The sequence below is a fragment of the Paenibacillus lentus genome, from assembly GCF_003931855.1.
In the GTDB taxonomy this organism is placed as follows: domain Bacteria; phylum Bacillota; class Bacilli; order Paenibacillales; family Paenibacillaceae; genus Fontibacillus; species Fontibacillus lentus.
In genome coordinates, this window is record NZ_CP034248.1 from 919,998 (window position 1) to 945,619 (window position 25,622).

Consider the following 25,622-nt stretch of genomic DNA (forward strand, 5'->3'; position numbering starts at 1 on the left):
ACATGCGATAATCTAACTTGATATTTTACAATATTTACGCTAAATATACAACCCATTCACTCGGGATTTATCCTTTGTAGAATTAGAAAAGATTCTTGATTCCATTAAACAAATCCTTGAAAAAGTCCCCGATCGCGCGCAGGAATAGCTTAAACCAATTCGCCTTCTCTGCATCCTGGGCCGTGATCAGCTTCACTGTCTTCTCCACAGGCTCGTCAGAGCCTGGAACCTTGTAGGAATAGGTAACGGTACCTACCTCCGTACCTTGCTTCAGAGGGGCCACCAGAGCCGTCTCCTCGTTCAAAGCTACCGCAGATTGCAAGCTACTCATGTCTGCACCTTTAGGAATAACAAAGCTAACGCCCTGATCCGTAACGACAGGCACATCCACGTTCTTCGCCTTCTTGACGGTTACCGTCTCCGTTCCTTCTACCGTCGTTTTTGGAGCAACGACCTGCTTAGTCTCGAAGTTATTGAACCCGTAATCAAGCACTTTACGCGTTTCGATAAACCGCACATCCTCGGCTTTCATCGTCTTCGTAGCCTCTGTTCCCATAACGACGCTGATTAGTCGCATCCCGTTCCGTTCAGCCGTACCGGTAAAGCAGCTACCAGCTCGGGAGGTATGTCCGGTTTTCAATCCATCCAGTCCCTCATAAGCAAATTGTTTGAAGTTGGTTACATTCTTATTGGCTTCGAGCATGTAGTTCCAGTTCACCATCGGAGCCGTATCACGCTCTCGAAACTTATATTGCTGAATCGTTGTAAATTCAGTGAAATCAGGGTGATCCGTTACGATATACTTGGCGAGAGTCGCCGCATCCATCGCAGACATAACTGTTTCCTTATCATTTGCCGGTTGGAATTCCTTCGGCATATCTTTAATATCCAAACCTGTAGAGTTCGCAAAATAAGTATTGGTCATCCCCATCCGCTGTGCCTCATCGTTCATCATCTTGACAAAGGCCTGCTCAGAGCCGGCGACATGCTCAGCCAATGCTACAGTCGCATCGTTAGCCGAACCAACCGCCATAGCAATGTACAATTCCCGAATCGTATGCTGATCCCCTTCCGCCAGGAAGATTCTTGAACCAATCGTCTTAGAGGCATTCTCCCGAACGGTAACTACCTCATCCCAGCTGAATTTGCCTTGCTTCACTAAGTCCGAAACGATGTATTCCGTCATCATCTTGGTCATGCTTGCAGGGGGTAGCGGAGTATCCCCATTCACATTCAAAAGAACTTGGCCGGATACCGGCTCCAATAATATCGCAGATTTAACCTTCAGCTCCAGAGATTCCACGGACGGAATGCTCGAGTTGCTTTGCTGCACTGCAGGCGTGGTAGATGTAGCTTCTGTCTGCTGTCCTTCAGCAAGAGCGACTGCCGGTACTGTAGATAGACATAACATATTCAGTAACAAAACTGAGGCGACGCTTTTTCGAAGGATTTGTCGCTTCGATGTTCTAGATTTCTTTTCTTTCAGTTTCAATGATCTTAAAGCTCCCCTCGTATACTTGTTCAATTGCTTAATCTATTCTATCACAGCGGAATACGCAAAAAAAGACAGACCGAGCTGATTCCGCCCAGTCTGCTATGGAAATTAATGGTGTGGTTGATTAATTACAAAGAATAGTTTGGCGCTTCCTTCGTAATTTGTACATCATGCGGATGGCTCTCGCGAAGACCTGCTCCTGTAATTCGGATAAATTGCGTATCATTACGAAGCTCGTCCAAGTTGGCTGTTCCGCAGTAGCCCATTCCCGAGCGCAAGCCGCCCAGCAACTGATGAATCGTATCGGATAAAGGCCCTTTGTAGGCAACGCGTCCTTCGATTCCTTCCGGTACCAGCTTCTTGTCATCGTCCTGGAAGTAACGATCCTTACTGCCTTTCTTCATTGCTCCTAGCGAGCCCATACCCCTGTAAACTTTAAAACGCCGCCCTTGATAAATCTCGGATTCTCCCGGGCTTTCCTCTGTACCGGCAAGCAAGCTCCCCAGCATAACTGCATGAGCTCCTGCTGCGATTGCCTTCGTAATTTCACCGGAGTACTTGATGCCTCCGTCCGCAATAATCGGAATGCCATACTCACGAGCAACGGATGCGCAATCGTAGACCGCAGTAATTTGCGGAACGCCGATTCCGGCGATCACACGTGTAGTGCATATCGAACCTGGGCCGATACCTACTTTGATCACGGAGGCACCTGCCTCGATTAAGTCACGTGTTGCCTCGCCTGTTGCTACGTTTCCTGCAATAATCGTTAAATCCGGGTACCGTTTGCGTAGCTCCCTCACCGTATCCAGAATGTTAATATGGTGTCCATGCGCAGAATCTACTGTAATGACATCGACTCCGGCCTTCACCAAAGCCTCAGCTCGTACAAAGGTATCAGATGATACGCCAATAGCTGCCCCGACAAGCAGTCTACCCTGCTCATCCTTGGCCGCGTTCGGGAATTGGATCGCCTTCTCAATATCTTTAATCGTAATAAGACCTTTGAGCGTATTCGAATCATCGACCAGTGGCAACTTCTCAATTTTATGCTTCTGCAAGATGCCCTCGGCTTCTTGAAGCGTTGTTCCTACCGGAGCGGTCACCAGATTCTCGTGCGTCATTACCTCTTTGATCTTAATACTATAGTCGTGTACGAAACGCAAATCCCGGTTTGTCAAAATTCCGACCAGCTTTTGCTCCTCATTTACGATAGGTACGCCAGAAATCCGATACTTGCCCATCAATTCCTCCGCGTCCGAAACCAAATGCTCCGGTGTAAGGGAGAATGGATTGGTGATAACGCCGCTCTCTGAGCGTTTAACCCGATCCACTTCCTCTGCTTGCTGCTCAACAGGCATATTCTTATGAATAATGCCGATGCCACCTTCACGCGCAATTGCGATCGCCATAGCCGCTTCCGTTACCGTATCCATCCCAGCGCTAATCAGTGGCATGTTCAGCTTAACTTTATCGCTTAATCTCGTAGACAAATCAACCTCTTTCGGAAGCACCTCCGATTTACGAGGGACGAGCAATACATCATCGAATGTTAAGCCTTCCTTATTAAATTTACTTTCCCACACCTTAGTTTTTCCTCCCTTATATTCTATTCCTCGTCGACCGAATTCCCTTATATATCAAGGGCGGAAAGACACTTACGAAAATATATTATTGTACATCTTAGCAAAGGGCATATAGCCTGTCAAGAATAAGCACTAGGAAATACCACCAGACTTCCCACAGGCATACGAGTGTCTACAGGAGGAGTACAAACACATTTTGTTCTTCGTTGCCATTGATCTATTGTTTCCCCTCTTTTCCGAAAGTCATTCCATCCTCATATGGAATAACCGTACTCATCTATCCAACACCCTCCTAATTAGTTGAAAATTTGAGTTGCGTTGAGTAACTTACCTTTTAAGCTGCGATTATGACCACTAATTCGATGGATTCAGTAGCATATGAACGACGCTGTATTGAGGATGGATGTGGTTATGCTGCTTCGGCTTGCCGTGCTTCAATACAGGCGGTAGCATTTGAGCTAGTGCCTTTGATTCATTCATAAGCATTAGCAGCGCGTACGGATTATGTTCTCGGAATACTTTTAAATAGACGTAAACGATTTGGTCACTTACTTGTACAGTGCTATGTGGATCGTCCCCTTCTCCCTCTTTCATCTCTGAGTCTAAATCTTGACGCTTTGATCGAAGTTTTGCTCGAGCTAGATAAAGCAAGGCCTTTACTGCTCCTTCCGTGCTCCTTCAGTCGTATGAAGCATTTCTACCGTCTCTGCAGCCGTGTAACGAAATACATCTACAAGCAGCGGCGCAGTCCGCTGATTGACAGGAAGATGATATACGAGGGCCTCCATAGCGATCCAGAGTGAGGTCATGACCGTATGTTCTCCAAGAGGCGCAAACTGATCGAAAGTACTAAATGCTGTGTCAACTCTCATTTTACGATGACGATCAATGTATATGTGGTTGGCTACCTATACAAATAAGATTTATTCATATTGGCTCTGCCCTTTTTTAGAGAGTTGTCCATACCTTCAACCACGTTTCTTGAGCAAGCTCTTCCGCTTCCCAGACTAACTCACTAGAGATCGGCAGTATTGTTTCAGTGCAGTCTGATAAGCCTGCACCCATTCAACAAACCAACTTTGACCATCCATTAACGAAATTTCCGCTTCAGACTGACATTCTGACAATTGTGCCCAGCATTATTGGTTGGAAAGATATCAATGGGTGATTAAACTCCACTTCTTACGCCGCCTCCACGGATTGCGTATAAACTTAAATTGAGAGTCGTCCAGCCGAGCCTTTACGAGGTGAACACCCGCCAGCTTACATCACATTACAACGCTACACCTCCTTCTGTCTAATTGATTTACTTATTTACCTATATAAACGGAAATAATGTGAAAAAATGCGAATAACGATACGGTATCTTTAATAATATTTTTGATATCAATGGGTGAGTTATCATGGTGAGTTATTTATAAAATCACTCCGTGATCTGGTTTTTGTCGTATGGTGGGTATCTAACTGGAGAACCTCAGACTGTTGAAAAAGCCCCTATCTAGATCACATTACCGCGTTAATTTGGTATAATATAGGTAATATATTGAAAGTGTGGTGTGCGAATTGCCTAACATTCAACAAGATAGAAATCAAATTGAATTGGTTAGTATAGATATGCTTGTACCAAAAGATCATTTACTACGAATCATTGATGAAAACGTAGATTTTTCATTTATTACCGAGATGACTCGCCCCTACTATCACGGCACATTAGGGAGGCCTCCAATTCACCCGATTCGCCTTTTCAAAATGATGCTGATTGGTTATTTGTATGGCATTCACTCCGAAAGGCAATTAGAGCAAGAAATTAAAACGGACGTAGCCTACCGCTGGTTCCTCGGTCTAGGCTTAACGGATCCTGTGCCGGATCACTCGACGATTAGTTACAACCGTAATGTGCGATTCAAAGGATCTACCATTTTTCAAGACATTTTTGACGAAGTAGTCCGTTTGGCCATCCGTCATAACATGGTAGGGGGACGTGTTCTCATTACTGATTCAACGCACATCCAAGCTAACGCGAATAAAAATCGTTCATCGATGCAAGTTGTGACGGAAACGCCCCTTGAATATTTAAAAGAATTGGAGACAGCTGTTAATCAAGAACGAGAGCGTCATGGAAAAAAGCCGCTGCCGCCCGTGAAAAACGAAACGATTGAAAAAAAACTGCGAGTGAGTAACACCGATCCAGAAAGTGGCTTTATGAAGCGTAAAGGTAAACCCGAAGGGTTTTATTATTTGGATCATCGTACAGTCGATCACAAATTCAATCTCATTACGGATGTCCATGTTACCCCTGGAAATGTGAATGACTCAACCGTTTATATAGAAAGACTTCAAAGACAGATCGATACATTTGACTTTCACAATACGTTAGAAGCTGTTGCTTTGGATTCAGGATATATGACGCCCTACATATGCAAAAAAACAAGCGAGATGGGTATTTTCAGTGTCATCGCTACTCGTAATGCCCCTACAGCAGAGGGGACTATACCCAAAGAAGAGTTTTCCTATGACCCGCAACAAGACGCTTATATATGTCCCAATGGATCTAAGCTGACTTACCACACAACCAATCGCAATGGATACAAAGAATATATGTCCAACCCTGACTTATGTGGCCAATGCCCATTATTGGATAGCTGTACATCAAGCAAAAATCGTAAACGTAAAATTCAGCGGCATGTTTGGGAAGGGTTTAAAGAGCGAGTAGAAGCGAATTACCGTAGCTCTTCAGGACAGATCTTGTATAAGCTCCGTTGTAAAACAGTTGAGCGAAGCTTCGCGGATGCCAAAGTGCTCCATGGGCTTCGCATTTCCCGTTTGCGTGGCCGGGAAAAAGTGCAGGAACAAGCACTGATGACTGCCATAGTGCAGAACATTAAGAAAATAGCAAGGCACCTAGCCAAGCTTTTTTCTCGTACAAACGGGAACTCACCTTATATTTTAATCCTTTCGATTCTGGATTTCCGTGGAAAGTATGTTTTCTTGCATAGAAAATCAATTACTTCAACAGTCTGAGAACCTACATTTAGTTTTAAGCAATTACGAGGTTTTAAGTAAATTAAGGGAAACTAGCTGTAGGATTGGACTTCTGTCAAGAAAGTGGACACCTATTAAGTGAAAGTTTACGCCGTCTCCTTCTTGAATTGCGCAGCAAATTGAACCGGCGACACATAGCCGATTGAACTGTGGATTCGTTTGCGGTTGTAGAAAAATTCAATGTACCTGTAAATGGTCTCGTAAGCCTGTTGTTTGGTCTTGAACTTCGTTCTGTAGATGAGTTCTTTTTTCAAGATGCTGTGAAATGACTCGATACAAGCGTTATCGTAGCAATTCCCTTTACGACTCATGCTAACCTTCATGGAATACGATTCCAGCTTGTCACGGTACTCCTTCGATGCGTACTGTGAACCGCGATCGGAATGGTGAAGCAATCCCTTACCTGGTTTTTTCGCATCATATGCGGCCTCTAGAGCATCTAAGACAAGTTCTGTTGTCATCCGGCCGTAAAGACGCCAACCCACGATCTCGCGTGTGCACAGATCCATCAGACTAGCCAAGTACAGCCGTCCTTCTCGGCAGGGGATGTAGGTAATATCTGCAACCCACACTTTGTTCGGTTCAGATACGGCAAAGTTCTGGTTCAACTCATTGGGAGCAATGGGTGAGTCATGATTGGAATCGGTCGTCTGCACCTTAAATTTACGGGAGACACAAGAACGCAACCCCAGTTCTTTCATGTAGATGCTAACTGTGCGCTCCGCGACCTGGATACGCTCTTTCCACAGCATTCGGGTAATCTTAGGACTGCCGTAGCGTTCCCCGGAGTCATGAAAATGATACTTGACTCTCTCCAGAACCTTCGCCTTTCGAAGTTTCTGCTCGCTAGGCAATGCCTTTTGCCACTTGTAGAAGCCACTCCGAGACACTTGTAAAACCTTGCACATCTTCTCCACCGAAAACTCGGAGCGATGTTCTTCAATGAATTGGAACCTCAGTTCCTTTCTTTGCTGAAGATGTGCAGCGCCTTTTTTAATATAGCGAGTTCTTCCTGGAGATCTTGATTTTCCCGCTCCTTCTCTTGATTCTCCAGTTCCTTTTTACGCAGTTGTTGTTCGAGTTGACGCACTCTCTCCGGTGTGACTAAAGATTCCAGCTGGATTTCATCGCGGTAAAGTGCTTTCCAGTTGTGCAACACACCGGCAGATATACCGAGTTCTTCGGCCAACTGCGGCATGGACTTACTTTGCTCTAAAATATACTTCACTGTCTGCTTCTTAAACTCTTCACTGTAACTATTACGTTCCATCCGGACATCTCTCCCTTAAGGATTATTATCTAGGTTCACTTAAGGACTGTCCACTTTTTATTCTAGTTGCAGAAATGCATTTAGTACCGGTGTTTCTTGAAGAAAGAGGAAGACTAACTGTACAAAATACATTTCGTCTCTAACCTTCAACCTTAGTGGCCATTTGTATGGCAAAATTTTTTCGATCAACCGAGCTGCTGTCGCTTTTATTCAAAGTTTCGTAGTATTGCAGTATTCAGTATTGCAACGGAAGCATTGCAGTATGTAACATAGCTGTATGTAACAGGCTGTATGTAACAGGCTGTACGTAACAGAGCCATACGTAACAGGGCTGTACGTAACAGGGCTGTACGTAACAGGGCTGTACGGGTAGCACGGCTGTAACATGGCTGTATCCAACATGACACTATCTAATATGAAAGTATCTAATATGACAAGGTAACTATATGACAGTATTTAACATGGCGTGATCAAACGAAAAATAACGCAATTTGCAAAAAATAGCACACCAAAAAAACAAAGAAGCACTGCTGACTTAAATATCAACAGTGCTTCTTATAGTTGCTTGGCGACGTCCTACTCTCCCAGGACCCTGCGGTCCAAGTACCATCGGCGCTGGAGGGCTTAACGGTCGTGTTCGAGATGGGTACGTGTGGAACCCCTCCGCCATTGCCACCAAACGAGTTCAGATGTTTGATCACCTGAAAACTGGATACGAAACTTCATTTGCGTGTTAGCCCCCACTACCAAGGCTGGTAATGTTCTCGGGGTCCCCGAAAAGTAATCGGAATCAGCATCAAAGCCTCCGCTTCACTTTTTGGGGTAAAGTTTGGATAAGCCCTCGACCGATTAGTACCTGTCAGCTCCATACATTGCTGCACTTCCACCTCAGGCCTATCAACCTCGTCGTCTTCAAGGGGTCTTACTAATTGGGAAATCTCATCTTGAGGAGGGCTTCACGCTTAGATGCTTTCAGCGTTTATCCCATCCGCACGTAGCTACCCAGCTATGCTCCTGGCGGAACAACTGGTGCACCAGCGGTGCGTCCATCCCGGTCCTCTCGTACTAAGGACAGCTCCTCTCAAATTTCCTACGCCCACGACAGATAGGGACCGAACTGTCTCACGACGTTCTGAACCCAGCTCGCGTACCGCTTTAATGGGCGAACAGCCCAACCCTTGGGACCTACTTCAGCCCCAGGATGCGATGAGCCGACATCGAGGTGCCAAACCTCCCCGTCGATGTGGACTCTTGGGGGAGATAAGCCTGTTATCCCCAGGGTAGCTTTTATCCGTTGAGCGATGGCCCTTCCATGCGGTACCACCGGATCACTAAGCCCGACTTTCGTCCCTGCTCGACTTGTCAGTCTCGCAGTCAAGCTCCCTTTTGCCTTTGCACTCTACGAATGATTTCCAACCATTCTGAGGGAACCTTGGGGCGCCTCCGTTACTCTTTAGGAGGCGACCGCCCCAGTCAAACTACCCGCCTGACACTGTCCCCGAACCGGATCACGGTCCTAGGTTAGAACTTCGATACGATCAGGGTGGTATCCCAACGATGCCTCCACCGAAGCTGGCGCTCCGGATTCCTAGGCTCCCACCTATCCTGTACAAATCGCATCAAAGTTCAATATCAAGCTGTAGTAAAGCTCCATGGGGTCTTTCCGTCTTGTCGCGGGTAACCTGCATCTTCACAGGTATTAAAATTTCACCGGATCTCTCGTTGAGACAGCGCCCAAGTCGTTACGCCATTCGTGCGGGTCAGAATTTACCTGACAAGGAATTTCGCTACCTTAGGACCGTTATAGTTACGGCCGCCGTTTACTGGGGCTTCGGTTCACAGCTTCGGGATTGCTCCCTAACCGCTCCCCTTAACCTTCCAGCACCGGGCAGGCGTCAGCCCGTATACTTCGCCTTACGGCTTCGCACAGACCTGTGTTTTTGCTAAACAGTCGCTTGGGCCTTTTCACTGCGGCCCCCTCGTGCTATTCACACTACCGGGGCACCCCTTCTCCCAAAGTTACGGGGTCATTTTGCCGAGTTCCTTAACGAGAGTTCTTCCGCGCGCCTTAGAATTCTCTTCTCGCCTACCTGTGTCGGTTTGCGGTACGGGCACCTTCTCCTGGCTAGAGGCTTTTCTCGGCAGTGTGAGATCATGACCTTCGGTACTGTAAATTTTCCCTCCCCATCACAGCCCAGCCTTAATGATGTGCGGATTTGCCTACACATCAGCCTCACTGCTTGGACGAGCATCCATCAGCTCGCGTCACTACCCTACTGCGTCACCCCGTCGCTCATAGCGGATTACGGTGGTACAGGAATTTCAACCTGTTGTCCTTCGACTACGCCTTTCGGCCTCGCCTTAGGTCCCGACTTACCCTGAGCGGACGAACCTTCCTCAGGAAACCTTGGGCTTTCGGCGGATCAGATTCTCACTGATCTTTTCGTTACTCATACCGGCATTCTCACTTGTATGCAGTCCACCAGTCCTCCCGGTCCAACTTCAATCCACATACAACGCTCCCCTACCCCTGAATCGACTTCACTCCAGCTTCGAAGTGATCGGTTTAACCCCTGGAGCATTTGGCCGAAACCCATGAACCATTTCAAAGGTTGCTTTCGGCAAAAATGTCTCGTAGTATCCACCGCTTCAAAGAAGCAGTGAAGTCGATTCAAGCCATAGCTTCGGTAGTGTGTTTAGCCCCGTTACATTTTCGGCGCAGAGTCACTCGACCAGTGAGCTATTACGCACTCTTTAAATGATGGCTGCTTCTAAGCCAACATCCTGGTTGTCTGTGCAACTCCACATCCTTTCCCACTTAACACACACTTGGGGACCTTAGCTGATGGTCTGGGCTGTTTCCCTCTTGACAATGGATCTTAGCACTCACTGTCTGACTCCCGGTTAATCAGTCTATGGCATTCGGAGTTTGACTGAGCTTGGTAACCCTTGGCGGGCCCCGCACCCAATCAGTGCTCTACCTCCACGACTGTCCCACCGAGGCTAGCCCTAAAGCTATTTCGGGGAGAACCAGCTATCTCCGAGTTCGATTGGTATTTCTCCGCTACCCCCACCTCATCCCCGCATTTTTCAACATACGTGGGTTCGGGCCTCCAGTGCGTGTTACCGCACCTTCACCCTGGACAGGGGTAGATCACCCGGTTTCGGGTCTACGTCCACGTACTAAATCGCCCTATTCAGACTCGCTTTCGCTGCGGCTTCGGCTCTTCACCTTAACCTTGCACGGGAACGTAACTCGCCGGTTCATTCTACAAAAGGCACGCCATCACCCGTGCGGAAACAAGTTTCCGCATAGGGCTCTGACTTCTTGTAAGCACACGGTTTCAGGTTCTGTTTCACTCCCCTTCCGGGGTGCTTTTCACCTTTCCCTCACGGTACTGCTTCACTATCGGTCGCTAGGGAGTATTTAGCCTTACCAGATGGTCCTGGCAGATTCATACGGGGTTTCACGTGCCCCGCACTACTCGGGATCCGTCTCGGAGGGAACAGACTTTCGATTACAGGGCTTTTACCTTCTATGGCCGGCCTTTCCAGACCTGTTCGTCTAATCAGTTCCTTTGTAACTCCGTGTGAGACGTCCCACAACCCCAGAGAGCAAGCTCTCTGGTTTAGGCTGTTCCGCGTTCGCTCGCCGCTACTGACGGAATCACTTGAAAGCAATACGAAGTATTGCTACTTCGTAAGCATTCGCATTTGTTTTCTCTTCCTCAGGGTACTTAGATGTTTCAGTTCCCCTGGTATGCCTCTTCACACCCTATGTATTCAGATGTGAGTGACTGCGTATTACCACAGCCGGGTTTCCCCATTCGGACACCCCCGGATCAAAGCTTGCTTACAGCTCCCCGAGGCAGTTTCGTTGTTCGCCACGTCCTTCGTCGGCTCCTAGCGCCTAGGCATCCTCCGTGTGCTCTTAGTAGCTTAACCATAATCGCTCGCATTTTGGGCTATTCGCTCTGTTGTCCGTTACTTTCCTGATCGAATAAATTCAACCAAGGTGGAAAGTAACTCCCAAAGGATCGCCTATCCCAAAACGTTCGCTAGTATCACTACCTTTATTCACTTCCTTGGTCAATCACTTGACACAAGTTCAGCTAAAAGGAATATTTCTAAAACGCAAATTTCGTTTCGTATATCCAGTTTTCAAGGATCAAGTTTCTTCGCCATTGGACTGGCGGAAGACTATCTTATCATCTTTCAGCTTTCCGTTTCAACGGTAAGTGTTGGAAGATAAGTTTGAGAGTTGAACTCTCAAAACTGACCAACGAGTGAGCTAAAAGCTTTACGAAGTAAAGCTACTTCGAAAGCATATTCCTCTTTGCATCTGCAAAGGGATCGGCGACTTTCGTCAGCCTTTTGAATGTTTCCGTTGCAGGAAACGATTCTCCATAGAAAGGAGGTGATCCAGCCGCACCTTCCGATACGGCTACCTTGTTACGACTTCACCCCAATCATCTACCCCACCTTCGGCGGCTGGCCCCTTGCGGTTACCTCACCGACTTCGGGTGTTGTAAACTCTCGTGGTGTGACGGGCGGTGTGTACAAGACCCGGGAACGTATTCACCGCGGCATGCTGATCCGCGATTACTAGCAATTCCGACTTCATGCAGGCGAGTTGCAGCCTGCAATCCGAACTGAGACCAGCTTTGATAGGATTCGCTCCACCTCGCGGTTTCGCTTCCCGTTGTACTGGCCATTGTAGTACGTGTGTAGCCCAGGTCATAAGGGGCATGATGATTTGACGTCATCCCCACCTTCCTCCGGTTTGTCACCGGCAGTCACCTTAGAGTGCCCATCCGAAATGCTGGCAACTAAGATCAAGGGTTGCGCTCGTTGCGGGACTTAACCCAACATCTCACGACACGAGCTGACGACAACCATGCACCACCTGTGTCCCCTGCTCCGAAGAGAAGCTCTATCTCTAGAGCGGTCAGAGGCATGTCAAGACCTGGTAAGGTTCTTCGCGTTGCTTCGAATTAAACCACATACTCCACTGCTTGTGCGGGTCCCCGTCAATTCCTTTGAGTTTCAGTCTTGCGACCGTACTCCCCAGGCGGAATGCTTAATGTGTTTACTTCGGCACCAAGGGTATCGAAACCCCTAACACCTAGCATTCATCGTTTACGGCGTGGACTACCAGGGTATCTAATCCTGTTTGCTACCCACGCTTTCGCGCCTCAGCGTCAGTTACAGCCCAGAGAGTCGCCTTCGCCACTGGTGTTCCTCCACATATCTACGCATTTCACCGCTACACGTGGAATTCCACTCTCCTCTTCTGCACTCAAGCCACCCAGTTTCCAGTGCGACCCGGAGTTGAGCCCCGGGATTAAACACCAGACTTAAATGACCGCCTGCGCGCGCTTTACGCCCAATAATTCCGGACAACGCTTGCCCCCTACGTATTACCGCGGCTGCTGGCACGTAGTTAGCCGGGGCTTTCTTCTCAGGTACCGTCACTCTTAGAGCAGTTACTCTCCAAGACGTTCTTCCCTGGCAACAGAGCTTTACGATCCGAAAACCTTCATCACTCACGCGGCGTTGCTCCGTCAGACTTGCGTCCATTGCGGAAGATTCCCTACTGCTGCCTCCCGTAGGAGTCTGGGCCGTGTCTCAGTCCCAGTGTGGCCGTTCACCCTCTCAGGTCGGCTACGCATCGTCGCCTTGGTAAGCCATTACCTCACCAACTAGCTAATGCGCCGTAGGCCCATCCCTTAGTGACAGATTGCTCCGTCTTTCATTGCTCCTTCATGCGAAGAAACAAATTATCCGGTATTAGCTAACGTTTCCGCTAGTTATCCCAGGCTGAGGGGCAGGTTGCCTACGTATTACTCACCCGTCCGCCGCTAGATCATTTCGGAAGCAAGCTTCCAAAATAATCCCGCTCGACTTGCATGTATTAGGCACGCCGCCAGCGTTCGTCCTGAGCCAGGATCAAACTCTCCAATAAAGGATGAAAGCATCGCATATCGAATGGATGGGATCTTTCATCCGAGATGAAAGGAAGTTTTACCCGTAGGCAAAATCTCTTTCAGCTAAGATGTTTGACTTGCTCATTTTGAATCTGACGAGATCAGATTTGCATCTGACTCTATTTTTAGATTTCACTTCCGTGAAACCCGCTCACTCGTTGTTCAGTTTTCAAAGATCAACTTTGTTTCTCATGTGTTGCCGTGTTTCAGTGGCAACTTTCTAATCATACAACAGTCGGCGATAAATTGCAAGCTTTATTTTTTATTATTTTTGAAGCGCTTATTTAAGCTTGTAATTAACGACCGGATTTATAATATATCATCTTTTCTTTATATACGCAAGCATATAAACCTATTTTCGCTACATCCAATTTCAACCATATGCTATTCATCTATTTACTGCCCTGTTACTACTATCTATATAGTAAGACGAGCCCCGCTCTATAAGCTGGGCTCGTCCATCATCCATCTAAAGTTATTCAGAACGCATATGCGGGAACAACAGTACATCTCGGATTGAAGCAGAGTCGGTCAACAGCATCACAAGACGGTCGACGCCTATGCCAAGTCCGCCAGTTGGCGGCAAGCCATACTCTAGAGCATGGATAAAATCATTATCCATCTCATGGGCCTCATCATTACCATGCTCACGCTCAAGTAGTTGTGCTTCGAAACGTTGACGCTGGTCAATCGGATCATTTAGTTCGGTAAATGCATTCGCGTGCTCACGCGCTACGATAAACAGCTCAAAGCGGTCTGTAAAGCGCGGGTCCTCTTCATTCTTCTTCGCAAGTGGCGAAATTTCCACCGGATGTCCGTATACAAACGTTGGCTGAATGAGTGTCTCCTCCACAAATTCCTCAAAGAACGCATTTAGAATATGTCCGAACGTCATATGGGGCTCTACCGGCACTTTGTGTTCTTTCGCCAAGCGATGCGCTTCCTCATTGCTCATTTGAACACCAAAATCAACACCCGTGACTTCTTTAACCGCATCAACCATAGAAACACGGCGCCACTGAGGGGTAAGGTCTACTTCCTTACCTTGATAATGGACTATCTTCGTGCCCAGCACTTCCTCAGCAATATGAGCAATCATATTCTCTGTCAATGCCATTATATCTTTATAATCTGCGTATGCTTCATACAATTCAATCATCGTAAATTCCGGGTTGTGGCGTGTAGACACGCCTTCATTTCGGTATACGCGTCCAATCTCATATACCTTCTCTAACCCGCCTACAATGAGACGTTTCAGATGGAGCTCAATCGCAATACGCATATAGAGTTCCATATCCAGTGCATTATGATGCGTAATAAATGGACGTGCCGCAGCACCCCCTGCAATACTATGCAAGGTTGGTGTCTCCACCTCTAAATATCCGAGCGAGTCTAGATAACGCCGCATCGATTGGATAATGCGGGAGCGTTTAATAAACGTTTGCTGAACTTCAGGATTTACAATCAAATCAACATAACGCTGGCGATACCGCAGTTCAACATCCTTCAGGCCGTGATATTTGTCCGGCAGCGGATAAAGCGACTTAGACAGAACCTCCAGGTCGGTAACCTTAATTGTCGTTTCGCCTGTCTTTGTCTTAAACACTTCCCCGCGCACGCCTACGATATCACCGAGATCCAGGAGGCTAAATGCAGAATATTTCACTTCCGGCACACTGTCCTGACGCACGTAGATTTGGATTTTACCGCTAAGATCTTGAAGATGAGCGAAGCTCGCTTTACCCATTCCACGTTTCGCCATGATACGTCCGGCGATCGATACTTCTACCTTCTTCTCTTCAAGCTCTTCCTTCGTCATGCTGTCGTATTGCTGCACAATAGCCCCTGCCATGTGAGTTCGCACATATTTTTTTCCAAAAGGATCGATCCCTAGGCCACGAAGCTCGTCTAATTTGTCGCGGCGAACCTGCAACAGCTCACTGATTTCGATTTCTTGTTCCTGAGAATTATGTTCCTCGCTCATGATTATGCTCCACTCCTTCTACAACTTATTCCATCGCTTATATTTAGCTTAAACTTGCATATATGCACACAACTGGAAGGCATTCGATAATAGTGAAAAAAGCCTCCCCTGGGGAAGCTCTTCCAATCAAATACCGCCCTATTTCTTGATATCTACAATTTTATATTGAATCACGCCTGCAGGAACTGTTACGTCTACGATGGCACCCTTCTGTTTGCCGAGAATCGCTTTACCTACCGGACTTTCGTTTGAAATTTTATTCTGAAGCGGATCGGATTCAGCTGTTCCGACAATCGCGTATTCCATCGTATCGCCGAACTCCAAATCCTCCACAGTTACCGTTGAACCAATGCTAACCGTGTCGGTATCGATCTCATCATTATTGATGATACGAGCATTGCGCAGCATTTTTTCTAGGGTGATAATGCGGCCCTCAATAAACGCCTGCTCATTCTTCGCATCCTCATATTCCGAGTTCTCGCTAATATCACCATAACCAATGGCAACCTTAATACGTTCTGCTACCTCACGACGTTTTACAGACTTCAAATTCTCAAGTTCTTCTTCTAGTCTCTTCAGACCATCTTGTGTAAGAATAACTTCTTTATCGCTCATCTCAACCGATTCTCCTGTCATGGAAATAATTTCCGCACTATGCGCGCGGTCATGGGCTCTTTCATTATAAATACCTTCCGCAACGTAACGGATGGATCCAATAAGGTCATCTATTACACCCACAAGGGCCCGAGTTGCCGCTTTGCCACGGCCGTGAAAATTCACGCATCATTTGAGAATATCATATGCAAACTCATGGAGCTCAGACCACCCCATGTTGTGGAAGTTATCTCCTGAGGCGAACTGAGGCGAATTTATACTGTGAAATTATAGGTGAACCCTTTCAAAATGTCAATGACAGTACAATTTTCAAATGTAAACGTTTCATGAAGGTTGTTTACGTTAAAAAATTTAGCTATTGACATGTTTGCAAATTAAGCAGATTCCGCTTCGCCAGGGCTCTCGCTTAATAGACTAGCGACAAAATCCTCAAGAATTCGCACCATCTCATCCCGTTTCGTCTCTTCCATGATAACGTCCTTTATTCGTGCCGCGCCCTTCATACCTTTCAGATACCAAGCCAGATGCTTGCGCATTTCGCGTACAGCCACGTTCTCGCCCTTGAGAGCTGCCAGACGATCCATATGAAGGATCGCGATGCGAATTTTCTCCTCCGCCCCCGGTTCAGGCAATAATTTTCCTGTCTTAAGATACTCCACCGTACGATAAAGCATCCATGGATTCCCGAGTGCTCCCCGGCCGATCATAACGCCGTCGCATCCTGTCTGATCCAGCATCCGCTTCGCATCCTCCGGTGTAGCGACATCCCCGTTTCCAATAACAGGTATCGATACAGCTTCTTTGACCTGCTTGATATAACTCCAGTCCGCTTTTCCCGTATACAACTGCTCGCGGGTACGGCCGTGAACACTGACTGCTTTGCCACCGGCCTGCTCTACAGCCTTCGCATTATCTACTACATAAATATGCTCGGCATCCCAGCCGATCCTCATTTTAACCGTTACCGGCTTGCTAACCACATTGACTACAGCGGACACCATTTCATATATTTTATTCGGATCAAGCAACCAGCGCGCTCCCGCATCGCATTTCGTCACTTTAGGCACGGGGCAGCCCATATTAATATCAATAATATCAGCATTCGTCTCTTGATCAACGACCTTTGCTGCTTCAACCAACGATTCGCGATCCCCGCCAAAAATCTGCAGACTGAGCGGCTTTTCCCGCTCGTCTACGAACAGCATTTCCTTTGTACGCTTATTGCCATGAATGATCGCTTTATCACTGACCATCTCTGCGCACACAAGGCCTGTGCCAAATTCCTTAGCAATCAGTCGGAAGGCTGGATTACAAACGCCCGCCATCGGCGCAAGCACAACCTGATTTTTCATTTCGATATCGCCAATTTTCAGCATAAGCTCCCCCTCCTAACTTATAATTGTCGAGCTTCCCCGTAAGTTGTGGCATTTTCTCTGCAAAACGATTTATTCTAAGGACTTTAATTCAGACATCGAAATACCTAAAACGTCCACTATTTTAATTAAAATTTGATCATCAGCGTGTCGATTCCCACGTTCGATAGCTCCTAGGACGGCAAGTGATATACCAGTTTGCTTCGCTAGCTCCTGCTGTGTGAACCCCTTCAGTTTTCGAAAAGCCCGGATTCGCTGCGCCAGTTGCAAGTTTTCCAATAACGTACGCCTTCCTTTCCACTCATGCTGATTAATGCTTCTTGGGTGCGTCGGTATAAACCGGAAGACTCCCCTTCTGGAACGACGTCTGTCAAGGGAACAAGTACAAAAGCACGCTCCATCATCCGCGGATGCGGCAAAGTTAATAATGGGGTGTCTATGTTTTGGCCTTCTACCCATAACAGATCCAAATCCACAGTTCGCGGCCCGAAACGGATTTTCCGTTCGCGTCCAAGCTCAAGCTCAATATGCTGCATGACCGTCAGCAGCGCTTCCGGTTTCAACGTTGTCCGCATCGCCGCAGCCATATTTACAAAGCAGGGCTGATCCAGATACCCCACGGGATCTGTCTCATACAGTCTGGAGCAGCGAAGCACCTCAATTTCCGGATGAGCATTCAACCTGTTCAGTGCCTCCATCAGCGTCGCCTCCCGGTCACCAAGGTTAGCCCCTAAAGCAATATAAGCCTCTGAGGTTCCAGAGGTCGGATGTGTATTCATCGCACGTCTCACTTTCTAGATCGGTGTAGTTTCACCGTCACACCTTCAAAATGAATATCAAATGGTGGATGCGGCTTCGTGACATGAACCGTTAACGCATCTACCATAGTATAAGTGTCCAAAACAGAGGATGCAATATGTTCTGCTAGCGCTTCAATCAATTTGAAACTTTTTCCTTCGATAATCTCCCGCAGCAGATTATGGATTTCGGCATAGTTCACCGTTTTGCTCAAATCGTCAGTCTGCCCGGCTTCCCGCAAATCCAGCTCCAGTTCCAGATCGATATAGAACCGCTGGCCGAGCTTGCGTTCCTCCTCATAGACACCGTGATATCCGTAATACTCCATGCCCTTTAGCACCATTTTATCCATTATTTATCCTCCAACCTTCCTGATTTAATTACCGGAATCTCCCGGAAAATTATCCACTTTAAACATAAACGATAGCGTCACACATTTTGGCCATCTGTTTAATTTCCTTCACATCATGTACCCGCACGATCTGACAGCCTTGGGCAATGCCAAGCGATACCGTCGCCGCAGTTCCCATAATTAGCTCATCTACCGGCAAATCCAGTGTTGTACGGATAAATCTTTTTCGGGACGTACCCAGCAAAAGAGGAAAGCCCAGCTTCATTAACCGATCCAGCTCCTTCATCACCCGCAAATTCTCGTCATAGTCTTTCGCGAACCCAATCCCCGGGTCAAGGATAATCTGCTCATCCCTTACCCCAGCTCGCCGAGCAATCTCCACACTATCCAATAGGTCAGCCTCAATATCCTGCATCAAATCCCGATAGTTTCGATCATGCCGGTTATGCATTAAAATGATGGGACATTTGTATTCTGCAGCCACTTCTGCCATAAGCGGATCTGCCTTGCAGCCCCATACATCATTAATGATGTGAGCGCCTGCAGCAAGTGACCTCCTCGCCACCTCGGCTTTATAAGTGTCCACAGATATGGGAATGTGAGGGGCATGGCGCTGCAAGGCCTCTACAACTGGTATAACCCGCTCCAACTCCTCCTCCAACGACACAGGTTCATGCCCCGGGCGGGTCGATTCACCGCCAATATCGATAATATCCGCTCCGTCACGGGACATTTCAAGCGCATGAGCAACCGCTCGATCTATATGATGATATCGCCCGCCATCGGAGAAAGAATCCGGGGTTACATTTAAAATCCCCATAATTAGTGTTCGTTCACCGAGTTTAAATTCCGTACCCCCACATGAATAAGTTCGCTGATACAACATAGGCTGCATAATATTTCGAGTTCTCCCTTCCATCCTTTTATTCTTATGGCCTTGTATCCTTCGCCTTTTAGATGCCAGTACAGCTTCTATAGCTATCTAAAAGCATTTCCGTAATGGGGCCAATTCTTCCATCCCCTACCGAATATCTCAAACCTTCCTGCCCAACTAATGTCGTCACCGGCATCAGCTCCTGAATCGAATTCGTCAAAAAGATTTCCTCCGCCGCAACCAGTTCATCCCACGTATAGCGCCCTTCTTCATATTGCAGTCCTTGGTGTTCAGCGAGCTCCATTACAAAAGAACGAGTAATTCCGGGCAAGATCCCCGTTCCGACCTCAGGTGTAAATAGTTTTCCTCCACGCACAAAAAATAAATTACTAACGATGCCCTCCGCCAAATGTCCTTCAGCGGTCAGAAGCAATCCCTCGGGCACACCCTTGGAATAGGAGTTCCTAATCAACCCCGCTAGCTCACGCTTAGCCAGGATATTATTCATATAGTGAAGCGACTTATGTCTAATTTTTCCTTCTGGTGTATTACGGGGTGTAGTTAGACACCATAATTCCTTACCCTTTGCATACAGCTCAGAGTCGTATTCCGGCAATGACTTAACATAAATAATGACGGACGGCTCCGTGTAATCCTCCGGCGGCAAGCCGAGCGGCCCCGTTCCTGCCGAGACCGTCAGCCGAATGTACCCATCCCGCAGTTCATTTGCCTGCAGCAGTTGAGCAATCTCCAAACGCAGTAGCTCTTCCCGTGTATCGTAGCGTATGCCTAATTCAAGACACCCCCCTCGAAGCCGCTCCAAGTGCCGTTCCAAAAGAAATGGCCGCCCCTGATACGTCCGGAACGTCTCGAACAGACCCATTCCATACATGAAGCCGTGATCCAATACGGATATCACGGCTTCAGCGGATGGGGTAAGAACTCCATTCACCCCAATATAATTCATACTCCTACTCCCGTCTTGCGGTTCAAGAAGTTGCGAAGAATTTGATGGCCGTGATCGGTAATAATCGATTCCGGATGGAATTGAACTCCTTCGACGGCATATGTTTTATGGCGCAGTCCCATAATCTCGCCTTCTTCGGTCTCAGCGGTAATCTCCAAACAAGCCGGGAGGCTGGAGCGCTCCACGATTAGCGAATGATAGCGGGTAGCTGTAAACGGTGAAGGGAGTCCCGTAAATACAGACTCGCCTTTATGGTGAATTGGCGAGGTCTTGCCATGCATCAGCCGTTCCGCCCGCACGACCTTGCCTCCGAAGGCTTGGCCAATAGCCTGATGTCCCAGGCATACGCCAAAGATCGGGATTGCACCCTTGAATCGTTCAATAACATCCAAGGTAATCCCCGCCTCATTCGGCGTACAAGGCCCCGGTGACAGTAGAATGTGATTCGGCTGCAGCTCTTCAATGCCTTGTAAATCAATTTCATCATTTCGGCGTACAATGATTTCTTCCCCAAGCTCGCCCAAATACTGCACGAGGTTGTACGTAAAAGAATCGTAATTATCGATAACTAGTATCATAACTTCATCCCCTGTCCCTGGCCTTCCGTGGCGATCTCCTCACTCAACCCAACCGCCATCACGATAGCTCTGGCTTTATTATGGCACTCCCTGTATTCCCGATAAGGCTCGGAGTCGATGACGATCCCGGCACCGACCTGAATATGGCCTACGCCGTCCTTAACGATCAGTGTACGTATAATAATATTTAATTCCATATTTCCTTTGTAGTCAATCCACCCCATTGCACCGGTATATGGCCCGCGGGTTACAGGCTCCAGTTCCTCGATAATTTCCATCGTCCTGACTTTCGGAGCACCCGTAATGGTTCCCCCCGGAAATACAGCAGCAATCACATCAAATGGCGTTTTCCCAGTATCCAATTGACCCTCTACCTGAGACACCAGGTGCATGACATGGGAATAGTATTCAATAACCATCAGTTCGCTGGCCCTTACCGTACCGAACTTAGATACGCGTCCCAAGTCGTTGCGCAGTAAATCGACGAGCATTATATGCTCTGCGCGCTCCTTCTCGCTGTCCAGCAGCTCGCGAGCCATTGCCTCGTCCTCTTCTACCGTGGCACCACGGCGCCGAGTTCCAGCGATAGGACGTGTGGCCATCTTTCCTTGCTCGAGCTTCACAAGGAGCTCTGGTGAAGCGGAAACAAGCTGAAAGTCCGGAAAGCGCAGCAACCCCATATAGGGAGATGGATTCAACAATCTCAGCCATTCATAGACTTCCTCTGGCGAAGTCGTAAGCGGAATGCCGCGCCGCAAAGACAAGTTCACCTGGAACACGTCACCCGCTGCAATATACTCCTGTACCCGGCGTACCGCTGCTTCAAAATCCTCTTGAACAAAAGAGATGGAAGCAGACCGTTCTAAAATATCGTCCCACTCGACTGATGAAGCATCTCTTGTCGATAGCACAGCTCGCCGGGCCTTTGTTTTTTCCGCCAGAACTCCATGCTCGGTTTCATATATGATCTCATTCCAACGTTCAAGCATCAACGATGCCCGCTGCCCGGCCTCTTTGAATGCCTCGGCCAGTGATAAAGCAGATTTATCCACACCGATAGGACAATGAATGATCGCATACACCTCGCCATGCTCATGATCGAACACCCATATCTCTTCCATACGCATCCAAATATAATCGTCTATCTGGAGATCATCCTCAGCTATAACTGGAAGACGTTCTAGCGAGCGGACAACATCATAACTGAGATACCCTACGCCACCTCCACTGAATTTAGGCAGTCCGGGAAGCTCTGGAGACGAAAAAGGCCTCAACCAGTCATGGAGTACGTCTAACGGCCTTCCCTCAACTTGTACAACTTGACCTGTAGGGATATCCTCAATTCGAGCTGAATTCCCTTTTCCCCGAATGATCGATACCGGCTCTAGTCCGAGAAAAGTATAGCGGCCATCCTTGCCGCTCTCAAGCACAAAGGAATACGGATGCGCCTTATCCCAGGCGTGTGCCCAATCGCTCGGCAGTCGGGATGCCGATTTCATTTTGAGGGCATAGGGGAGCATCGTCCATTTCCCTTCCGCTGCCCAGTTCTCCCAATGCTCCCATCGTGTCATGGTAACCATGCTATGTCATTACCTCCAGCCCTTCATGCGTTCTTGTTGCTAGCTAGTATACTAGAACCTTATTCTGTTGAACATCCCTAAGTAACATGCAGACTTTATAAAATGCCAGCATAACATAGCTCAGAACATGTAATAACCCCCATACCGTCAGACGCAAGCGGTTGGGGGTTGATCTAATCTATTCAAGCTGCGGCTCTTAGCCTTCAAAATTGTACAGCGGCGTGCTGAGGTAACGCTCACCATTACTTGGAACAACAGCCACGACGCGTTTACCTTTACCAAGCTGTTTAGCTACCTTAAGCGCAGCAAAGACAGCAGCACCGGAGGAAATTCCAGATAGAATACCTTCCTCTTTGGCAACTTGACGAGCCTGCTCAAACGCATCCTCGTTTTCCACATGAATAATCTCATCGTAAATCTCACGATTTAAAATTTCAGGGACGAAGTTGGCACCGAGTCCTTGAATTTTATGCGGTCCTGGCTTGCCGCCCGCCAGAATTGGCGAAGCTGCCGGCTCAACAGCAAAAATCTTAATGTCAGGGAAACGCTTCTTCAACACTTCCCCGGCTCCGGTGATCGTTCCGCCCGTTCCGATCCCTGCTACGAACGCATCCAGCTTGCCATCAAGGGAATCAATCGCTTCAACGATTTCCGGCCCCGTCGTCTCGCGGTGGATCTTCACATTCGCCTGCGTTCTGAATTGATCGGCCAAGAAATAATCCGGATTCTCAGACAGGATTTGCTCTGCCTTCTTCACTGCCCCATTCATGCCTTCAGCTCCTGGAGTCAGTACAAGCTCAGCTCCGTAAGCCCGCAGTAGATTGCGGCGTTCAATACTCATCGTCTCAGGCATAACGATAACCGCTTTGTATCCTTTAGCGGCAGCGACAAGTGCCAGACCAATTCCGGTATTTCCGCTAGTCGCTTCAATGATCGTACCACCCGGCTTCAATTTGCCCGCTTTCTCTGCCTCTTCTACAATGCTGATTGCAATCCGGTCTTTAACGCTGGCACCCGGATTTTGGTATTCCAGCTTCACATAAATTTCTGCGCTATCCTCAGGTACAATGCGATTCAAGCGGACAAGCGGCGTATCCCCGATCAGATCTGTTACGTTGTTAACGATTCTAGCCATACGAAAACCTCCCTGAATAGTTGAAAATATAATAATTAAGGTTGCAGGACAATCTAATCTAGTTGTAAAAAAGCAAAAGAGGAGTCGGATTTTCTGCGGTTCTCCTGCCCTCATTTATTTCCGAGTAATTAAGTTGGTATTGTTCTTTCATTATCTTAACAATCAGCGATAGCAGTTGTCAAGAAAGGATATAAAAAAAACTTTGCCGCCCCCCCATCTTCCAAGAACGACAAAGTTTTGAGATCTATCCGATTTTATTATTTTTTGGTCTGAGCCTGTAGTTGGGCAATTCGCTCCGGGCTGAATTTATAAGCCTCATTGCAGAAGTCGCATACAACTTCAACCTCTTTGTTGTCCTCCATCATCTCGGTTAGTTCCTGAGATCCCAAGCTGATCAACGTGCGTTCCACGCGCTCTACCGAGCAGTTACAGGAGAATACCACCTCTGATTCATCCAGAGGTTTAAAATCAGGTACGATCCAACGAAGCATCTCCTCCAGCTCGAGTCCTTGATCCAGAAGGGAGGTCACTGGCGGTAGCTGGCCAATCGCCCGCTCGATCGTGTCAATCTCCGGATCGCTCAGCCCAGGCAGAAGCTGAATAATGAAGCCGCCAGCTACAATGACGGACGAATCAGTATCCACAAGCACACCCAGCCCTACGGCTGATGGCGTTTGCTCCGATACGGCAAAATAATACGTAAAATCCTCCCCGAGCTCGCCGGAGATGAGCGGAACGCTTCCCCGATAAGGCTCCTTAAGGCCCAAATCCTTAGTTACATGAATATAGCCCGTCGTACCGACGGCCCCAGCCACGTCCAACTTCCCCTGGCTATTGCTAGGTAACTGCACATGAGGATTTGTAACATAACCTCGAACCTCACAGTTTGCATTTGCATCGGCGATAATTTGCCCGATCGGGCCGTCACCTTTTACTTGAACCGTTAGCTTCTCATCCCCTTTGAGCATAGCCCCCATCATCGTAGCTGCTGTAACAGTTCGCCCCAGAGCAGCTGTCGTTGTAGGGTAAGTATCATGGCGACGACGCAGCTCTTCTACAAGCGAGGTTGTACGGACGGCGAACGCACGCACCTTGCCGTTCATGGCGGTACCTCGAATTAAGCGATCCTTCTCTTGCTCCGTTCCCATTGATGTGAAGCCTCCTCTTCTGATGTTCTGATAACTCATAACAGAGTACAGATTACTGTACTAATGAACTGATTACTGATTACGCTCGTATATGATACGCAGCCCTTCCAGTGTAAGAAGCTGATTCACTTCCTGAATCGACTCTGCCTCGCTGGCAATCAACTCTGCCAGCCCCCCAGTCGCAACAACTTTAAGCTCGGCATTCATTTCCCGTCGAATCCGATTCACAATGCCATCCACTTGCCCCGCATAACCGAAGATGATCCCCGATTGCATTGCATGAACAGTGTTGCGGCCAATGACCTTCCTCGGTTTTTCAAGCTCGATCCTTGGCAGCTTAGAAGCACGTTGATACAATGCTTCCGTAGAAATACCGATACCCGGCACAATAGCCCCACCCAAATAATTGCCTGCGGCATCGATACAATCAAACGTTGTAGCCGTACCAAAGTCGACGACAACGAGCGGGCCACCATACTGCTCTACCGCAGCCACTGCATTAACGATGCGATCCGCACCGACCTCGCGCGGATTTTCGTATCGCAAATTAAGTCCCGTTTTGATGCCCGGCCCGACGATCAGTGGTTTTTTGCGTAAATATTTCTCGCATAGCTCTTCCAGGACATGCATCAATGGAGGGACAACCGAGGAAATGATGACCCCCTCAATATCGCCTACAGCGATTTTGGACATTTGAAATAAATTATGAATCTTTACCCCGTATTCATCGGCTGTGGACTGCCGATTTGTACTAAGTCGGAAATGGTGAAGCAGCTCTCGGCCCCTGTAGATTCCTAGTACAATATTCGAGTTGCCTACATCTACCACAACGAACATG

Annotated in this window: 17 protein-coding genes, 3 rRNA genes and 2 pseudogenes; 1 reads left to right on the forward strand and 21 read right to left on the reverse strand. The window is 47.8% G+C overall.

Translation table 11 applies throughout. From position 1 onward, the window contains the following. Positions 1–82: 82 nt before the first annotated feature. The 4 genes from EIM92_RS04245 to EIM92_RS04260 form a co-directional block, all read right to left on the reverse strand. Positions 83–1,492 carry a D-alanyl-D-alanine carboxypeptidase family protein gene (locus EIM92_RS04245; RefSeq protein WP_125081620.1) on the reverse strand — a complete coding sequence of 470 codons (1,410 nt, stop codon included), beginning with the start codon at positions 1,490–1,492 and terminating at the stop codon, positions 83–85. Between the two features lie 131 nt (positions 1,493–1,623). Beyond that, a complete protein-coding gene (guaB, locus tag EIM92_RS04250) occupies positions 1,624–3,081 on the reverse strand; it encodes an IMP dehydrogenase (protein WP_125081621.1) in 1,458 nt (485 codons plus the stop codon). A gap of 354 nt (positions 3,082–3,435) precedes the next feature. After that, positions 3,436–3,732, reverse strand: a complete 297-nt coding sequence (locus EIM92_RS04255; protein WP_164515033.1) for a hypothetical protein — start codon at positions 3,730–3,732, stop codon at positions 3,436–3,438. Between the two features lie 5 nt (positions 3,733–3,737). Further along, a complete protein-coding gene (locus EIM92_RS04260; protein ID WP_164515034.1) occupies positions 3,738–3,890 on the reverse strand; it encodes a hypothetical protein in 153 nt (50 codons plus the stop codon). Between the two features lie 745 nt (positions 3,891–4,635). Here EIM92_RS04260 and EIM92_RS04265 point away from each other — a divergent pair. Further along, positions 4,636–5,991, forward strand: a pseudogene (locus tag EIM92_RS04265) (IS1182 family transposase); the annotation flags it as partial. Between the two features lie 218 nt (positions 5,992–6,209). On the opposite strand, the pseudogene EIM92_RS04270 reads toward EIM92_RS04265, so the two are convergent. From EIM92_RS04270 to EIM92_RS04350, 17 genes and pseudogenes are all read right to left on the reverse strand, one after another. Then, positions 6,210–7,393, reverse strand: a pseudogene (locus tag EIM92_RS04270) (IS3 family transposase). A gap of 563 nt (positions 7,394–7,956) precedes the next feature. After that, positions 7,957–8,073 (reverse strand): 5S ribosomal RNA (rrf, locus tag EIM92_RS04275). A gap of 149 nt (positions 8,074–8,222) precedes the next feature. Next, positions 8,223–11,338 (reverse strand): 23S ribosomal RNA (locus EIM92_RS04280). A gap of 465 nt (positions 11,339–11,803) precedes the next feature. Next, a 16S ribosomal RNA gene (locus EIM92_RS04285) occupies positions 11,804–13,358 on the reverse strand. Together the 16S, 23S and 5S rRNA genes form the textbook arrangement of a ribosomal RNA operon. A 497-nt stretch (positions 13,359–13,855) precedes the next feature. Continuing rightward, positions 13,856–15,364: a lysine--tRNA ligase gene (lysS, locus tag EIM92_RS04290; protein ID WP_125081624.1), complete on the reverse strand. Its 1,509-nt coding sequence runs from the start codon at positions 15,362–15,364 to the stop codon at positions 13,856–13,858. Between the two features lie 138 nt (positions 15,365–15,502). Then, positions 15,503–15,979, reverse strand: coding sequence for a transcription elongation factor GreA (gene greA, locus EIM92_RS04295; RefSeq protein ID WP_110934238.1), 477 nt, complete (start codon positions 15,977–15,979; stop codon positions 15,503–15,505). A gap of 374 nt (positions 15,980–16,353) precedes the next feature. After that, positions 16,354–17,355 carry a tRNA dihydrouridine synthase DusB gene (gene dusB, locus EIM92_RS04300; protein WP_125081625.1) on the reverse strand — a complete coding sequence of 334 codons (1,002 nt, stop codon included), beginning with the start codon at positions 17,353–17,355 and terminating at the stop codon, positions 16,354–16,356. A gap of 69 nt (positions 17,356–17,424) precedes the next feature. Then, positions 17,425–17,631: a helix-turn-helix domain-containing protein gene (locus EIM92_RS04305; protein WP_125081626.1), complete on the reverse strand. Its 207-nt coding sequence runs from the start codon at positions 17,629–17,631 to the stop codon at positions 17,425–17,427. Next, positions 17,583–18,131, reverse strand: a complete 549-nt coding sequence (gene folK, locus EIM92_RS04310) for a 2-amino-4-hydroxy-6-hydroxymethyldihydropteridine diphosphokinase (RefSeq protein WP_125081627.1) — start codon at positions 18,129–18,131, stop codon at positions 17,583–17,585. The genes EIM92_RS04305 and folK overlap by 49 nt, the downstream gene beginning before the upstream one ends. Before the next feature lie 8 nt (positions 18,132–18,139). Further along, the gene (folB, locus tag EIM92_RS04315; RefSeq protein ID WP_125081628.1) at positions 18,140–18,502 is read right to left on the reverse strand and encodes a dihydroneopterin aldolase; all 363 of its coding nucleotides are present in this window, start codon (positions 18,500–18,502) and stop codon (positions 18,140–18,142) included. Positions 18,503–18,560: 58 nt separating this feature from the next. Next, the gene (gene folP / locus EIM92_RS04320) at positions 18,561–19,397 is read right to left on the reverse strand and encodes a dihydropteroate synthase (RefSeq protein ID WP_125081629.1); all 837 of its coding nucleotides are present in this window, start codon (positions 19,395–19,397) and stop codon (positions 18,561–18,563) included. 58 nt (positions 19,398–19,455) lie between these two features. Further along, a complete protein-coding gene (locus EIM92_RS04325) occupies positions 19,456–20,343 on the reverse strand; it encodes an aminotransferase class IV (protein WP_125081630.1) in 888 nt (295 codons plus the stop codon). Next, positions 20,340–20,921, reverse strand: a complete 582-nt coding sequence (pabA, locus tag EIM92_RS04330; RefSeq protein ID WP_125081631.1) for an aminodeoxychorismate/anthranilate synthase component II — start codon at positions 20,919–20,921, stop codon at positions 20,340–20,342. Before pabA ends, EIM92_RS04325 begins: the two co-directional genes overlap by 4 nt. Further along, a complete protein-coding gene (locus tag EIM92_RS04335; RefSeq protein ID WP_125081632.1) occupies positions 20,918–22,501 on the reverse strand; it encodes an anthranilate synthase component I family protein in 1,584 nt (527 codons plus the stop codon). Before EIM92_RS04335 ends, pabA begins: the two co-directional genes overlap by 4 nt. 196 nt (positions 22,502–22,697) lie before the next feature. Then, the gene (gene cysK / locus EIM92_RS04340; protein ID WP_125081633.1) at positions 22,698–23,636 is read right to left on the reverse strand and encodes a cysteine synthase A; all 939 of its coding nucleotides are present in this window, start codon (positions 23,634–23,636) and stop codon (positions 22,698–22,700) included. A 257-nt stretch (positions 23,637–23,893) separates the two neighbouring features. Continuing rightward, positions 23,894–24,784, reverse strand: a complete 891-nt coding sequence (gene hslO, locus EIM92_RS04345) for an Hsp33 family molecular chaperone HslO (RefSeq protein ID WP_125081634.1) — start codon at positions 24,782–24,784, stop codon at positions 23,894–23,896. 72 nt (positions 24,785–24,856) lie between these two features. Beyond that, positions 24,857–25,621: a type III pantothenate kinase gene (locus EIM92_RS04350; protein WP_125081635.1), complete on the reverse strand. Its 765-nt coding sequence runs from the start codon at positions 25,619–25,621 to the stop codon at positions 24,857–24,859. Between the last annotated feature and the right edge of the window lies 1 nt (position 25,622).

Excerpts from the sequence above, each read along its gene's own strand:
- EIM92_RS04260 (WP_164515034.1), bottom strand. The coding sequence starts at position 3,890 with ATGACCTCACTCTGGATCGCTATGGAGGCCCTCGTATATCATCTTCCT.
- lysS (WP_125081624.1), bottom strand. The coding sequence starts at position 15,364 with ATGAGCGAGGAACATAATTCTCAGGAACAAGAAATCGAAATCAGTGAG.
- greA (WP_110934238.1), bottom strand. The coding sequence starts at position 15,979 with ATGAGCGATAAAGAAGTTATTCTTACACAAGATGGTCTGAAGAGACTA.
- dusB (WP_125081625.1), bottom strand. The coding sequence starts at position 17,355 with ATGCTGAAAATTGGCGATATCGAAATGAAAAATCAGGTTGTGCTTGCG.
- folK (WP_125081627.1), bottom strand. The coding sequence starts at position 18,131 with ATGAATACACATCCGACCTCTGGAACCTCAGAGGCTTATATTGCTTTA.
- folB (WP_125081628.1), bottom strand. The coding sequence starts at position 18,502 with ATGGATAAAATGGTGCTAAAGGGCATGGAGTATTACGGATATCACGGT.
- folP (WP_125081629.1), bottom strand. The coding sequence starts at position 19,397 with ATGCAGCCTATGTTGTATCAGCGAACTTATTCATGTGGGGGTACGGAA.
- EIM92_RS04325 (WP_125081630.1), bottom strand. The coding sequence starts at position 20,343 with ATGAATTATATTGGGGTGAATGGAGTTCTTACCCCATCCGCTGAAGCC.
- pabA (WP_125081631.1), bottom strand. The coding sequence starts at position 20,921 with ATGATACTAGTTATCGATAATTACGATTCTTTTACGTACAACCTCGTG.
- EIM92_RS04335 (WP_125081632.1), bottom strand. The coding sequence starts at position 22,501 with ATGGTTACCATGACACGATGGGAGCATTGGGAGAACTGGGCAGCGGAA.
- cysK (WP_125081633.1), bottom strand. The coding sequence starts at position 23,636 with ATGGCTAGAATCGTTAACAACGTAACAGATCTGATCGGGGATACGCCG.
- hslO (WP_125081634.1), bottom strand. The coding sequence starts at position 24,784 with ATGGGAACGGAGCAAGAGAAGGATCGCTTAATTCGAGGTACCGCCATG.
- EIM92_RS04350 (WP_125081635.1), bottom strand. The coding sequence starts at position 25,621 with ATGTTCGTTGTGGTAGATGTAGGCAACTCGAATATTGTACTAGGAATC.